A 13553-nucleotide genomic window follows, 5' to 3' on the forward strand; every position below is an offset into this window, starting at 1 on the left:
GCACTGCCTCAGCGTCAGAATCCGTGATGCTGCGACCGGGTGGCACCGTTCTTGCTGCCTCTTTCTCATCATCCCTCTTCGAGGACACAAGGCATGAAGCGGCTAGACAAGCACCGGGAACGCATGCACGAACAAGCCAACTCGATCGGCAACTTCCTGGTCGAGGGCTTTCATTATCTGGGGCTGTTCGCCATCGGCGGAGCCATCGCCATTGCCTCGGTGTCGGCCTTCTTCGAGATGTTCGCCAAGGGCTCGGCGAGCGTCGATGATATCCTGCTGCTGTTCATCTATCTCGAACTCGGCGCGATGGTCGGCATCTACTTCAAGACCAACCACCTGCCGATCCGCTTTCTGCTCTACATCGCCATCACCGCGCTGACGCGCTACCTCATCGGTGATGTCTCCCACCACAAGGCCCCCGATATCGGCCTGCTCTACCTCTGCGGCGGCATCTTCTTCCTCGCCCTCTCGGTACTCGCCGTACGCTTCGCCTCCTACAAATACCCCTCCAGCAAAGCCATCGACCCGATGGGCGGCACGGTAGGGGACGAGGACTCGACGCGATAAGCCCGTATTTTAGTAGCTCCTGACAACAAAAAAGGCCGCGATCACTCGCGGCCTTTTTTCATTCCCCACTCAACGTCAAATACAGCCTGCGGCTGCCACCGTGGTCGCGGTGTTCGCCGAGCCAGATGCCTTGCCAGGTGCCGAGGGTGAGGCGATTGACGCCGCGGCGGGCTTCGACGGGTAGCGTGAGCTGGGTGCCGAGCAGGCTGGCGAGTACGTGGGCGGGCATGTCGTCATCGCCTTCCAGCGTGTGGCGGAAGTAGGGCAGGTTGCCGGGCACCAGGCGGCGCAGGAAGGCGTCCATGTCCTGACGCACGTCGGGGTCGGCATTCTCGTTGAGGGTCAGCGAGGCGGAGGTGTGCAACAGCTGCACATGCAGCAGGCCGATACTGACCGGCGGCATTTTGGCCAACGCCTGCTCCACCTCGTCACTGATGAGGTGAAAACCGCGCTTGCGGGCGGAGAGGATGAGAGTGTCGCGTTGCCACATAAAAGTACCTATATTAACTGGTTGATAATTACTTTAGAATTTGGTGTGTTGGTAGGAAACTCCTTGATAGTCAGTATAGTAGTTTTGCTTTATAAGATTAAGGCTATTTTTTTACCGAGAAAATTGGTTAGAAGTTGTCTGCATGCTTATAACTTGCATTGAAATTTCTAGCGATAATGGAGGTTTTTATGTTATTTTTAGCTGCTTTGAACAAGGCTGTCAGGAAGCCCGCACCTAGTCGGATTCCACTAAGTTTACCATCAGCTTCAAGTAATGATTTTTATTCAATTGAGCTTTCAAGAGATGACAGTAGGATTCTAGTGGTAGGGAAAGAGGAATTAGGTTTTAATTGTATTATTTTTGGCGATGAAGAACTCGGGATTAGGAAGGTTTTGGATGTTGATAAAGGATACTGTTCACAATGCCGGCTAAGGATAGAACACTATTACCGAGGTTATCAATTTACATATACTTCAGCGGCTAAGTTTATCGTTCTTGACTTTATTAAGTGGCATAAAGTACTGGTTTTCAAAGATGGGCTTGATCAATCCTTATACAACTCACGAACTTTAGTTAGAGAGGAAAGGTTGGATGTTCTTAAATATCTGGTTGAAAAGAAAATCGAAGATGGAAGAGACTTTAATTCAATAACAATGGCGGTTGATAAGAAAACACGCAAATGGTTTTATCATCCTGACAAAGATCGCTATCGAGTACATCTACAATTAATTTTAGATTCATTTGTAGAATCTGGTGACCTAAAAAAGCAAGAACATGGGTATCGTGTAACAGGGAAGGCGCTAATCACGTTATCTGAGTATGAGTTGAATGTTCAGAGACATAATGACAGCTTGAAGTCAGCCAAGATGAGTAATAGGATATCTAGTGCAATATTTTTTGTCGGTGTTTTAGGGATCGCGTCTCAATTATTTATGTGGTTTGTAAGTAATGAGGATAAGGTTTTGATTTTTATTGAAGGATTAAAGTAGCCTTTTCTAAGTAAAAAGATCCACTTTTGGGGCAGGTATTCCTATTGTTTATAGCGCTTTCACATGCCGCTCAATCGGTTTGCATTTGCAATTGTATAATTTAAAATTAGCGGTCATGATCAAAACCTAACACTGTAATAGCCTCCAGCAAGGAGTAGTTATCTGTCATTTTTTCACTAGAAGTCTTAATAGGCGTCATTTGATTTGCTGGTAATGGAGTCGCAATATTATTAATAACCATCTATCTTCTTAAGAATTTCATTTCTCGCAACGATGGATACTACCGGTATGTTGAGATATTGCTCTCGTAACACTATTTGATCAAAAAATTGCATGTCTCTAAGTGAAAGACCCAAAAGTACTGATAAGGGCATAGCACCTGCAAACATTAAGCTTTTAATAGTCTCGCCGGCTAATTTTGTTACAGCTCCATCATGTACTATACTGAACCCATCTCCCACCGTTGACACTACTATAGCATAAGATACATAATATATGATTATTATAATTAGCCACATGCCTGTGCGGAAACGAGATTGATTGCGCCTACTTAGTTTGCTTATGAGGTTATCGATTTCGGTTATTTTTTTGGTATATTTAAAGCACTGAGTAGCAAACTTGTAGTCGTCAAATCGTGCTGTTAATAGATGTATTGTCCTTATGCTCACCTCTAGGTTGTATATTCTTTTAAATTCACGTCTTAGGTTAATTTCTTGATGAGGTTGAATGTTGTCTATATTTGTTATCTCATTCGTATGTGTGAATAGGCGGTATAAGCTATCTCGGGTATATTGCTTATTTTGAATCTTGCTATATTTAAAGGTTACGTACAGAGTTACTAGGGAGACAAGAATGCTAGCCGCAAAATATAAGAAATCCATTTCATTCCTCTTTTATAATATTTTTATGAGAATTATATAGCATCCGAATACAAGTAGAGAAGCGGCATTTCGGCCAATGCCTGCTCCACCTCGTCACTGATGAGGTGAAAACCGCGCTTGCGGGCGGAGAGGGTGAGAGTGTCGCGTTGCCACATGAGAAGCCCTGCCTGTCATTGATTCAGTCCATGCTAAACATGACAAGCCAGAACGCAAAAGGCCAGCCCCGGAGGGCTGGCCTTTTTGCTGCGTGCTGCGCTGGTTCATCTCAAGCGAGAGGAGGGCGACAGCATGGCACCGCTGCCATCACCCGGCAGTGGTGGCGGCTTCGCTGACGGTGCGACGGGCGGCCTTGGCGGTGACGCGCTCCGGTTCTGTCTTGCCGATCTCGCGGGCGAGCCAGTCGGCGAGCATGCGCACGCGGGTCGGGATCGGGCCGCGCGGCAGCAGCATGCCGATCTCGACCGGCGGGATCTCGTCGCATTCCAGACGCTTGAAGGACTGGCCGTTGCGCTCGCTGAGCGAGTTGACCCAGTCGATGGGCAGCACGGCGCGAATCAGGCCATCGGCGACGTAGTCGGTAAGGACTTCGAGGTCATCGGACTGGATGTGATTCGGGCGCGGGTCTTCCGGGTGACGCGAGAGAGAGGTGCCGGAGACCAGCGGTTCCAGCTCTCCCCACGGCAGCTCTTCGGGATGCTCGACATGCGAGGCCGCGTAGGCGGCTTGCTGCCACTGGGTCAGCGGGCGGAAGACGTGAGTGCTGCCGGCGAGGTGCGGGAAGCCGATGACCAGATGCGGCTGGTTCTCGAGAATCTCGCGACCGTTGTGCCACAGCTTCAGCTTGATATCGACTCCGTCATGCTCTGACAGGAAGCTGGTGAGAGCGTGGCCCAGGAAGTGACGACCCAGCGCTGGGGTGGCGTGGATACGAATGGTGCCGGTGAGGTCCGACTGACGATCCTCGATGGCGCGGTGCGCTTCATCATCGAGGTTGGCCATCGATCGTGCGTAGCGGTAGAGAGTCTCACCCGCTTCCGACAGGCGGATACCGCGATGGCCGCGTTCCACCAGGCGAGTGCCGAAGCGGCCCTCGAGGGCGTCGAGGCGACGGCTGACGGTGGATTTGGGCAGGCGCAGGCGTTCGGCAGCACGGGACAGGCTGCCGAGATCCGCGACCATCAGAAAGGTGTTATAGGCGTCGATATCGCTCATCGAATAGGTCCGGTTGTTCAGGGGGTCGGGGTGTGTCGTCAGGGAAACACCCACCTTGTACGGGCCATGTCGGGCCCGTCGCAGCGCAGGGGCTGCACAACGGATTGCCTGTCGATGACCGTGCCCCTCGTACCGCGGGGGGATGCCCCGGGCAAAGACGCGCTCATCGATCAACAACCGCTCCTGTCAGTCGTGCACCGCAGCGCACGTCGACAGGTCTTGCACTTGATTCTTGCCTTCAGCTCTTGCGGCCGGCTCGTGAAGCCCGGTCTTGGGGCTCAGTCTTGAAGCCTGGTCTTGAAGCCCGGTCTTGAAAACCGGTCTCGAAACCCGGTTTCGCGCACAGTGCCGCGCCAGAAACGCGAGAACGGTTTTCAGGCGCTGGATGCCGGCGACTCTGAGCAGGCTAACAATATCACCATCCCGTCATTGTTGCATCCAAAGTCGCACGCATTGCGCAATTCCGATCTCCGTGAAACGTGACACCTCGGCAGAATGCGCAACGGCGGGGGACTGGCGTCATTGGCGGCATGACGGCTCAGACGTCAGTGACCGGAGATGGTTCCGTATCTGATGACAGACAGGTGAGAAAAAGTGTCTTTTTCGTGAGGCAAGGCGCAGGGCAGGTCCTTGCGCGGCTGGGGAGGGCCTTCTGGCGCGAGAAATCGGGAATCGGCGAGGGGGCAGGTGGGTGCGAGGCGAGTGGGCGTGCCCGTGAGGAGGGCACCCGATTGCAGGTTTCGAGAAGAGGCGTTGCAGAAACGGTAGATGACGGAAATGTGCAAGAAAGTGCATTATCTCGCCTGCAAAGAAGAATCATTATTATTATTAATCTTGGGAACGCTCCGCTCATGACAGTCTGCCTCTCTTCGCGCCACACCGTCAGCGCTTCACGCGCGACGGCCTTCACTCCTCGTCCGCTGGTCGCGGCCATCGCCTTGCTGTGTGCCGGGACGGTCAATGCCGAGCCGCTGCAGATGCAGACACTGCAGGTCGAGGAGGATCGTCTCGAGGCCACGGCGGTGGTGGACAGCGAAGAGCTTGCCCTGCATCAGGCGCGTGATCTCAAGGACATCTTCCGCGATACGCCTTCCGTCACCGTTGGCGGCACCACGGCCTCCTCCGAGAAGCTCTACGTGCGCGGGCTGGAAGATACCAACCTCAACATCAGCATCGATGGCGCCAGCCAGAACGGCTACCTGTTCCACCACAGCTCCAACTTCAACATCGAGCCGGAGCTGCTCAAGCGCGCCGAGGTCCAGGCCGGGCCGGGGGCGGCGGACAACGGGCCGAACGCGCTGGGTGGCAGCATCAAGTTCGTGACCAAGGATGCCCAGGACCTGCTCAAGCCGGGTCAGAGCTTCGGTGGCATGGTGAAGGGCAGCACGGAATCCGCGGCAGATGCCGTCAAGGGCACGCTGTCGGTGTATGGGGAGGTGGCGCCCAACGCGGGGCTGCTGTTCACCACCAGCGCACGCAACAGCGATGACTACCGCACCGGCGGCGGTGATGAGGAAGAGGGCACCGGCGGTCATCAGCGCAGCTATTTCGGCAAGTTCAGCCTGCTGGATCAGGGCGCGCACAGCCTGCGACTCAGCGCGGAGCACAATGAGGACACCGGCATCTACTGCGTGCGTCCCAACATGGAGTGTCAGCCGTTCAACAACGCCAAGGTCGATACCGAGCTGAGCCGTGACACCTATACCGCCAACTACGATTTCGCACCGGGCTCGCGGCTGGTGGATGTGCACGCCAATGTCTTCCACTCCAGTACGGAAGTGGACCGCACGTCCCTCGCTACCGGCGCCAGCTCGAATGCCAAGGTCGAGAGTGTCGGGGGGGATCTCAACAACACCTTCCGCTTCGGCCCCGAGGCGATGAACAACCGTCTGACCCTGGGCAGTGATTACGTCGAGGATGAATCCAGCACCGCTGGCTTCGACGAGACGGCGCGCAACATCGCGCTCTACGCCCAGCACCGCATGACGCTCGGCGCGGTGGATCTGTCCTTCGGTGCCCGGGTCGATGACTACCGGACCGAATACGCAAATGGCGAGACGCTGGATGACACCGATGTCAGCCCCAACGCGAGCCTCAACTGGCGTGTCGGCGGGGGTGTCGAGCTGTTCACCGGCTATGCCACGGCCGTGCGTGGCAACAAGGGCCGCGAAGCCCTGTTGATCGACGGGGGCGTCGGCCCGGGCGAGACGCTGGTGGTCGAGCCGGGTCTCGAGGCCGAGACCTCGCGCAGCACCGAGGTCGGTGCCCGCTGGAAAGGCGAGGGCATCCTCACCCAGCGTGACCGTGCCGGACTGGAAGTCACCTACTTCGATACCCACTTCGACAACTACATCACCGAAGGGTCGGCGGGTGACGTGACCACCATCACCAACATGGAAGGTATCGTCACCAGCAAGGGTGTCGAGGCGCGAGCCACCTACGGACTGGGCGGCTGGGACATGACGCTGGGCTACCTGACCATGGACCTGGAAGACAACCAGGGCGAGACCGTGGTGGATGACATGGGGCTGGGCAACCAGACCGGAGACCGCTGGAGCCTGGACAACCGTTACACCTTCGCCGACCCGCAGCTGACTCTCGGCTGGACCGTGACCGCCTACGAGCGCCTTACCGACCTGCCGGATGACCAGAGCGAGCGTGCCGGTTACGCCACGCATGACCTCTACGCCAGCTGGGTGCCGGGTGACATGCCGGACCTGACTCTGACGGCCGGTATCTACAACCTGTTCGACAAGGAATACTCCGACCAGAACACCTTCTATCTGGAAACCAACAGCCCACGTGGCATCACGCCGGGCGCCATCACCAGTCCGGGGCGTGACGTGCGTCTGTCGGCGGCGTATCGCTTCTGATCAAAAGGTGCTGTCAGCCAGCGTGTCTCTGACGGAAGGGCATCGCCAGCGGTCGTGATCCAGGCTCGCACCCCGGGAGGCTTCACTGACGCGTAGCCCCGCTCCGGAGAACGAGGTAGCGACACGGCGGCAACGGCAGCACCGATGCAAGGGCATCAGCGCAGGAACGTCAGTGCAGGAACGTAAGCGCAAGAACGTCAGCGCAAGAAAAAAGCGGCGCCATCGTGATTTCACGGTGGCGCTGTCTTGTCTTTGGAGTACGCGTGCTCCATGGCGCGGGCCCCGGCCGGCCTGCGTCCCGCGGGCAGGCTGTGCTACCATCGCGACCAAATGTCGGAGAGCCGCTGCACGACTCTTCGCACCGCACTCACGTTCCCGCCCGTGGCGGGTGATCGTACGAATAAGGAAGGATGCATGGCGCTTCTGAAGATTTTTGTCGGCACGATGTATGGCGGCTCACTGGATGTGGCCGAGCAGGTGCAACCGCTGTTCGAGCAGGCAGGCTATACGGTGGAAGTGCTTGACCAGCCGACACTGGAAGACTTGACGGAGACACGCCCGGATCTGGCGCTGTTCGTCACCTCCACCACCGGCAGTGGCGATGTGCCGGGCAACCTGAGCGGCTTCCTCAATGCGCTCTCGGCCCAGTCACCGGCGCTGGACTGGCTGCGTTATGGTCTGATCGCTCTCGGCGACAGCTCCTACGGCGAGACCTACTGCGGTGCCGGGCGTCAGCTGGACGAGCGCCTGGCGGATCTGGGCGCCACGCGCCACGGCGAGCGCCTCGAGATCGATGCCATGGAGACCTTCATGGCGGATGACGCGGCCCTGCCGTGGGTCGAGAGCTGGATTCCGACGCTGCCGGCGACCGCCTGATCCCGTCACGCCGGGCGTGCCCGGCGTCCGACTTCTTCATCGTGTTCGATTTCCACGTTGCCCGACCTTTCCTCGAGACTGCTGCACATGCCGAAACTCAATCCTGATCATCCGCGCGCCCGCAACCTGACACCGCAACGTGTCTCCGTGCTGGCGGGCCTCGCCATCGTGATGGTCGCCAACATTCCGCGTTTTCTGCTCAGCGGTGATACCACGCGCCTGATGCTGATCAGTGGCTTTGCCGTGGCCGTCGCGGCGCTGGGGGTCTACATCTATCGCCAGCTTTCCGATGTCGCCCAGGGCGAAGTGCCGAGGCTGATGCGTCGCGTGTTCGTGTGGCTGGTGGTGGGCCTGGCGGCGATGGCAGCCTTCAACTTCGCCGCGCCGATGCTTGACCGCCCCAGGGAAGGGGCGCTGGAAGTGCTGGTCGATGGCCTGACACTGGGGCTGGTGGCGCATGTCATCAGTCTGTGGATGCATCGGGGCCGCAAGAGCGACTGAGCCCTGTCTGCCGCAAACGACGACGCCCCCGGCCAGTGATGGTCGGGGGCGTCGTCGCATCAGGCCCGGGGCTGATGGCCCGGGCGTCACGGCCTCACTTGCACAGCGTGTAGCAGGGCTCGTAGTCGCTGCCCGGCAGCTTCATGCGGCCCTGGGCCACGAAGGAGGTGAGCAGGGCGTCGAGACGCTCCATCAGCTCGGCTTCGGCGGTCAGGCGGAAGGGCCCATCGCGCTCGATCTCCTCGATGCCTTCCTTCTTGACGTTGCCGGCGACGATGCCCGAGAAGGCACGACGCAGGTTGGCGGCCAGCTCATGCACCGGCTGGTTGCGATGCAGCGCCAGGCTCGACATGTTGGCGTGGGTCGGCGCGAAGGGCTGTTGGAAGTGCGGGGCGATATGCAGACGCCAGTTGTAGTAGAAGGCGTCGTGATGCTGACGACGGAACTCCGCGACGTCATCGATGCCGCCTCGCATGGTGCGCGCCACCTCGACCGGATTGTCGATGATGATGGTATAGCGCGAGCGCGCTTCCTCACCCAGCGTATAGGTGATGAACTCGTCGATCTGCTGGAAGTAGTCGGCGCTGGAGGCCGGGCCGGTGAAGATGACCGGGAACGGCAGGCCTTCGTTTTCCGGATGCAGCAGGATACCCAGCAGGTAGAGAATCTCTTCCGCGGTGCCCACGCCGCCCGGGAAGACGATGATGCCATGCGCGGTCCGCACGAAGGCCTCAAGGCGCTTCTCGATGTCCGGCATGATGATCAGTTCATTGACGATCGGGTTGGGTGACTCGGCGGCGATGATGCCCGGCTCCGAGATGCCCAGATAACGGCCCTGCTTGCGACGCTGCTTGGCATGCGCGACGTTGGCCCCCTTCATCGGGCCCTTCATCGCGCCGGGACCACAGCCGGTGCAGATGTCGAGTTCGCGCAGGCCGAGGTGATAGCCCACGTCCTTGGTGTACTCGTATTCCTCGCGATTGATCGAGTGGCCACCCCAGCAGGTGACGAGGCTCGGTTCACGCGAGGACTTCAGGGCACCGGCGTTGCGCAGGATATGGAACACCGCGTTGGTGGTGCCTTCGGTGGTGGAGAGATCGAAGCGGGGCGTGTTCTGGATCTCGTTGGCCACGTAGACGATATCGCGCAGCACGCTCGAGAGGTGCTCACGAATGCCGCGGATCATCTTGCCATCCACGAAGGCATCGCCCGGCGCATTGTCGAGCTTCAGACGGATGCCACGATCCTGCTGCAGCACCTCGATCTCGAAGTCCTTGTAGGCATTGAGCACCGAGACGCTGTCATCGGTCTGGCTGCCGCAGTTGAGCACCGCCAGCGCGCAGCGGCGCAGGATGTCATGCAGGCCATTGGAGGAGGTGTCGCGCAGGCGATTGACCTCATCCTGGGAGAGAACTTCCAGGCTGCCTTCCGGTGAGATGATGGTGGAGACCAGCGTCGAGCTGGCATCGCGGGAGTAGGTGGTAGCTTCACTGGTGACAGAGTTCATGACCGTCTTCCTTGTGTCAGGCGCCCACGGCTGACTGGGCGCGGTTCCGGGCTTCTGCCCAGAGTTCGGCGATGCGCTCGCGGTCGTCCACGCTCATGCCGTCCTGGGCAAAGGCGTGCTGCATCCACTCTTCGAAGGTGGCGTCAAAATCTTCCGCGACCACATCGGCGGCATCGTAATCGGCGTTCTCGAGAACCAGTTCCACCTGGGGAATCATGTATCCCAGCGGGAAGAGGTCGACTTCGGCGCATTCGCTTTCCATGGCGAGCAGTGCCTTGTGGATGGCTTCGCCGCGCGCGGCCAGTGGATCAAGCATCTGGAGCATCTCGTGATTCGGGCCAGTCGCGAGGACTGGTCGGGGCAGAGGAAAGGCGCCGAGCCCTGCCGCGTCATTCGGGCATCGCCCACGAAAGACGCAGCCAGAGCGGCACCTGGCAATGAGGATGATGCTAACACGCGAGGGCGCCACGGCGCAGCGCTGCGCATGGCGGCTGGCTCTGGTAGAATCATGGGCTTTGCGGGTCGGTGGCCCTGTGCAGACATTCAGGCAGCTATCGGCAACACGACGCGCCGAGTCGCGTCCCCCGTTCGTGAGTGGTCAGTGCCTCCATGTTCAACGCCCAGTATTTTCGTACCTTCATCACCCTGGTGGAGACCGGCAGCTTTACCCATACCGCGCGCAAGCTGGAAATGACCCAGCCCGGCGTCAGCCAGCATATCCGCAAGCTGGAGCAGTACCTGGGGCGCTCGCTGCTCAACCGTCAGGGACGCAAGTTCTCGCTCACCGCAGCGGGGCGTCGCTGTTACGACTACTCCGTCAAGCTGTTTGCCGAGCACACCCAGTTCATGCACTCGCTGGATGATGACTCGCCTGACAGCGGGGAATGCCGTGTGGCCAGCCCCTCAAGCGTCGGGCTGATGTTCTATCCGTTCACGCTCGGCTATCAGCAGCAGCATCCGGGGCTGACGGTCAGCTACAGCTTCGCCTTCAATTCCGAGATCGTGCAGGACGTGCTGGCGGGGCGCTTCGATCTTGGCATCGTCACCGAGCCAGTCAAGCATCCGGATCTCAACTTCGAGCTGTGGCATCAGGAGCCGCTGTGCCTGGTGGTGCCCGCCGACTTCGCCGGCAACAGTCTCAATGAGCTGATGGCGCTGGGCTTCATGAATTACGCCGACGGCGTCAACAACGCCAGCGCCTTGCTGCGTGAGAACTTCGCTGGTGAATTCCGCTCGATGAGCCACTTCCCGCAGCAGGGTTTCACCAACGACATCGGCATGGTGCTGGATGCCGTGGCACGTGGCCTGGGCTTCACCGTCGTCTCGCGCACGGTGCTGGAGACCTCCCCGTGGCAGCGCCAGGTGCGCGAGATGCCGCTCACCGAGGCCGTCTACGAGAACCTGTACATCGTCACGCGTGACAATGCCGAGGTGCCGCGTCGCTATGAGCAGCTGCTGGGCGAATTCCGCCTGCAGCGCCGCAACACGCTCTACGGCTACGCCGATGCCCCGGAAAGCTTCGACAACATGGACCTCGACGGCATGGTGTAACGCCTGCCATGACGTGACAGGGCTCTCCTCAAACTTGCCCCGGAAACACGAAGACCCGCTCCTGGAAGCGGGTCTTCGTGTTTCCGGGGCAGGGACAGGCCCGCGTCAGGGCGTCGCTTGGAGCGCACCGTCCTGTTTCAGTGCGCGACCCCGGCTTGCGACCAAGGCCTGATGCGACGCCGCCACGGCGCGTGGGATGCTGGATGACAGCCTGACCAGTGTCGTGAGGTGTTTGCGCGACTTGCTGCCTACCCCTTGTTCGTTGTCATCGAGGAACCCGTACCGTGTCTTCTTCCAAGTCCCGATTCGTTGATGCACCGCCTGCCGCGAGCGACGTGGCCGATGCCCAGTCCTTTCGCCAGTCGTTCTCGCTGCTGTCGCGCATGGAGGTGACGGAGCTTGACGAGGCGCTGCGTGGCGAGCTCGCCCGGCGCTGTCGCTGGCAGGGATGGGAGTCACGCCACATGAGCGCGAGCCAGGCCGCCGAGCTGATTCGCGATGGCATGACGGTGGGCATGAGCGGCTTCACGCGGGCGGGGGAGGCCAAGGCCCTGCCGCTGGCGCTGGTGGAGAAGGCGCGCCGCGAGCCGTTCGCCATCACGCTGATGACCGGCGCCTCGCTGGGCAATGACCTGGACGGTCAGATGGCGGACGCCCACATGCTGGCGCGGCGCATGCCGTTCCAGGTCGATCCGGTGCTGCGCCGTGCCATCAATGCCGGCGAAGTGATGTTCATGGATCAGCATCTCTCGGAGACGGTGGAGCTGCTGCGCAACCATCAGCTGAGTGACATGGACGTCGCGGTGGTCGAGGCCAGTGCCATCACCACCGACGGCGGCATCGTGCCGACCACCTCGGTGGGCAATTCGGCCAGCTACGCGATTCTGGCCGACAAGGTGATCATCGAGCTCAATCTCGAGTCCCCGGCGGCACTCGAGGGACTGCACGATATCTACATTCCGCAGATGCGCCCCAGCCGTCAGCCGATCCCGGTGGTGGCGCCGGATTCGCGTATCGGCACGCCGTACATCCCCATCGATCCTGCCAGGATCGCCGCCATCGTGTTGACGCGTGGCAAGGACAGCCCCTCGACCTGTACCCCGCCGGATGAGGATACCCGGCGGATGGCGGACCATCTGGTCGAACTGCTCAAGCAGGAGGTCACGCTGGGGCGTCTGACGCCTGCGTTGCTGCCGCTGCAGGCCGGGATCGGCAGCATGGCCAACGCGGTGATGAGCGGACTGAAGGAGGGGCCCTTCGAGCACCTCACCATGTACTCGGAGGTATTGCAGGACTCCACCTTCGATCTGCTGGATGCCGGCAAGCTCGACTTCGCCTCCGGCTCCTCCATCACCGTCACCGAGGAGCGCGGGCGCACCCTGTGGAAGGACCTCGAGCGTTACCGTGACCGTCTGATCCTGCGTCCGCAGGAGCTGTCCAATCATCCGGGCATCGTGCGGCGTCTCGGCGTCATCGCCGTGAATACCGCGCTGGAATTCGACATCTACGGCAACGTCAACTCCACCCACGTGTGCGGCACGCGGATGATGAACGGTATCGGCGGCTCCGGGGACTTCGCGCGCAATGCCCAGCTCTCGGTGTTCATCACCAAGTCACTGGCCAAGGGCGGGGATATCTCGAGCGTGGTGCCCTTCGTCAGTCACGTGGATCACACCGAGCATGACGTGGACATTCTGGTGACCGAACACGGCCTGGCGGATCTGCGGGGGCTGGCACCGCGAGAACGTGCGGTACTGGTGATCGAGAACTGCGCCGACCCGCGCTATCGTCCCGCGCTGCGGGCCTACTTCGAGGAGGCCTGCCGGCGGGGCGGCCATACCCCGCATTGCCTGGAGCAGGCGCTCAGCTGGCATCGCGAGGTGGAAGTGCACGGCAACATGCGCGCCCTGTGCACGCCTGAGCAACGCGGCGATATGCCGGCGAAGCAGGCAGGTGAGAAGGTCAGCGCCGGCTAGCGCGGCGTTCAGGCCGCTCTCGCCATCGGGGCGGCCAGCCACCAGACGCCAGAAACCAGGGCGGCTCAGGCGACTGACTCAAGTGATTGACTCAAGCGACTGACTCAAGCGGCAAGCGACAAGCGACGAG

At 59.7% G+C, this 13553-nt stretch carries 11 protein-coding genes; 7 read left to right on the forward strand and 4 right to left on the reverse strand.

Going from position 1 to position 13553, the window contains the following annotated elements; translation table 11 throughout:
* Positions 1–93: 93 nt before the first annotated feature.
* Entirely contained in the window at positions 94–567 is a 474-nt protein-coding gene (locus BFX80_RS06050) for a phosphate-starvation-inducible protein PsiE (RefSeq protein ID WP_084208225.1), read from the forward strand.
* A gap of 58 nt (positions 568–625) precedes the next feature.
* Here the strand turns inward: BFX80_RS06050 and BFX80_RS06055 are convergent, their stop codons facing one another.
* Positions 626–1057, reverse strand: a complete 432-nt coding sequence (locus tag BFX80_RS06055) for a secondary thiamine-phosphate synthase enzyme YjbQ (protein WP_084208226.1) — start codon at positions 1055–1057, stop codon at positions 626–628.
* A gap of 188 nt (positions 1058–1245) precedes the next feature.
* On the opposite strand from BFX80_RS06055, the gene BFX80_RS17770 reads away from it, so the two are divergent.
* A complete protein-coding gene (locus BFX80_RS17770; protein WP_157109440.1) occupies positions 1246–2046 on the forward strand; it encodes a hypothetical protein in 801 nt (266 codons plus the stop codon).
* 1184 nt (positions 2047–3230) lie between these two features.
* Here BFX80_RS17770 and BFX80_RS06060 read toward each other — a convergent pair.
* The gene (locus BFX80_RS06060) at positions 3231–4139 is read right to left on the reverse strand and encodes a LysR family transcriptional regulator (protein ID WP_077374153.1); all 909 of its coding nucleotides are present in this window, start codon (positions 4137–4139) and stop codon (positions 3231–3233) included.
* An 851-nt stretch (positions 4140–4990) separates the two neighbouring features.
* Between BFX80_RS06060 and BFX80_RS06065 the strand changes: the two genes are divergently transcribed.
* From BFX80_RS06065 to BFX80_RS06075, 3 genes are all read left to right on the forward strand, one after another.
* Entirely contained in the window at positions 4991–7012 is a 2022-nt protein-coding gene (locus BFX80_RS06065) for a TonB-dependent receptor domain-containing protein (RefSeq protein WP_127734822.1), read from the forward strand.
* 414 nt (positions 7013–7426) lie between these two features.
* Positions 7427–7888, forward strand: coding sequence for a flavodoxin domain-containing protein (locus tag BFX80_RS06070; protein WP_077374146.1), 462 nt, complete (start codon positions 7427–7429; stop codon positions 7886–7888).
* 87 nt (positions 7889–7975) lie between these two features.
* The gene (locus BFX80_RS06075; RefSeq protein WP_077374143.1) at positions 7976–8389 is read left to right on the forward strand and encodes a hypothetical protein; all 414 of its coding nucleotides are present in this window, start codon (positions 7976–7978) and stop codon (positions 8387–8389) included.
* A gap of 94 nt (positions 8390–8483) precedes the next feature.
* Here BFX80_RS06075 and ppnN read toward each other — a convergent pair whose 3' ends face one another.
* Together ppnN and BFX80_RS06085 are read right to left on the reverse strand one after the other, a co-directional pair.
* Complete coding sequence (gene ppnN, locus BFX80_RS06080; RefSeq protein ID WP_077374140.1) at positions 8484–9896, reverse strand: nucleotide 5'-monophosphate nucleosidase PpnN; 1413 nt, start codon at positions 9894–9896, stop codon at positions 8484–8486.
* A gap of 16 nt (positions 9897–9912) precedes the next feature.
* Positions 9913–10212 carry a hypothetical protein gene (locus BFX80_RS06085; protein WP_077374137.1) on the reverse strand — a complete coding sequence of 100 codons (300 nt, stop codon included), beginning with the start codon at positions 10210–10212 and terminating at the stop codon, positions 9913–9915.
* 293 nt (positions 10213–10505) lie between these two features.
* Here BFX80_RS06085 and BFX80_RS06090 point away from each other — a divergent pair, with 293 nt between their 5' ends.
* Both BFX80_RS06090 and BFX80_RS06095 read left to right on the forward strand, forming a co-directional pair.
* The gene (locus tag BFX80_RS06090; RefSeq protein ID WP_077374134.1) at positions 10506–11447 is read left to right on the forward strand and encodes a LysR family transcriptional regulator; all 942 of its coding nucleotides are present in this window, start codon (positions 10506–10508) and stop codon (positions 11445–11447) included.
* Positions 11448–11731: 284 nt separating this feature from the next.
* Entirely contained in the window at positions 11732–13423 is a 1692-nt protein-coding gene (locus BFX80_RS06095) for an acetyl-CoA hydrolase/transferase family protein (protein ID WP_240499682.1), read from the forward strand.
* Positions 13424–13553 lie beyond the last annotated feature (130 nt).

The sequence above is a fragment of the Cobetia marina genome (genome assembly GCF_001720485.1).
Classification (GTDB): Bacteria; Pseudomonadota; Gammaproteobacteria; order Pseudomonadales; family Halomonadaceae; genus Cobetia; species Cobetia marina.

Bases quoted from the DNA above. Each gene is read 5' to 3' on its own strand.
- BFX80_RS06085 (WP_077374137.1), bottom strand. From the start codon at position 10,212: ATGCTTGATCCACTGGCCGCGCGCGGCGAAGCCATCCACAAGGCACTG.
- BFX80_RS06075 (WP_077374143.1), top strand. From the start codon at position 7,976: ATGCCGAAACTCAATCCTGATCATCCGCGCGCCCGCAACCTGACACCG.
- ppnN (WP_077374140.1), bottom strand. From the start codon at position 9,896: ATGAACTCTGTCACCAGTGAAGCTACCACCTACTCCCGCGATGCCAGC.
- BFX80_RS06060 (WP_077374153.1), bottom strand. From the start codon at position 4,139: ATGAGCGATATCGACGCCTATAACACCTTTCTGATGGTCGCGGATCTC.
- BFX80_RS06090 (WP_077374134.1), top strand. From the start codon at position 10,506: ATGTTCAACGCCCAGTATTTTCGTACCTTCATCACCCTGGTGGAGACC.
- BFX80_RS06050 (WP_084208225.1), top strand. From the start codon at position 94: ATGAAGCGGCTAGACAAGCACCGGGAACGCATGCACGAACAAGCCAAC.
- BFX80_RS06055 (WP_084208226.1), bottom strand. From the start codon at position 1,057: ATGTGGCAACGCGACACTCTCATCCTCTCCGCCCGCAAGCGCGGTTTT.
- BFX80_RS17770 (WP_157109440.1), top strand. From the start codon at position 1,246: ATGTTATTTTTAGCTGCTTTGAACAAGGCTGTCAGGAAGCCCGCACCT.
- BFX80_RS06065 (WP_127734822.1), top strand. From the start codon at position 4,991: ATGACAGTCTGCCTCTCTTCGCGCCACACCGTCAGCGCTTCACGCGCG.
- BFX80_RS06070 (WP_077374146.1), top strand. From the start codon at position 7,427: ATGGCGCTTCTGAAGATTTTTGTCGGCACGATGTATGGCGGCTCACTG.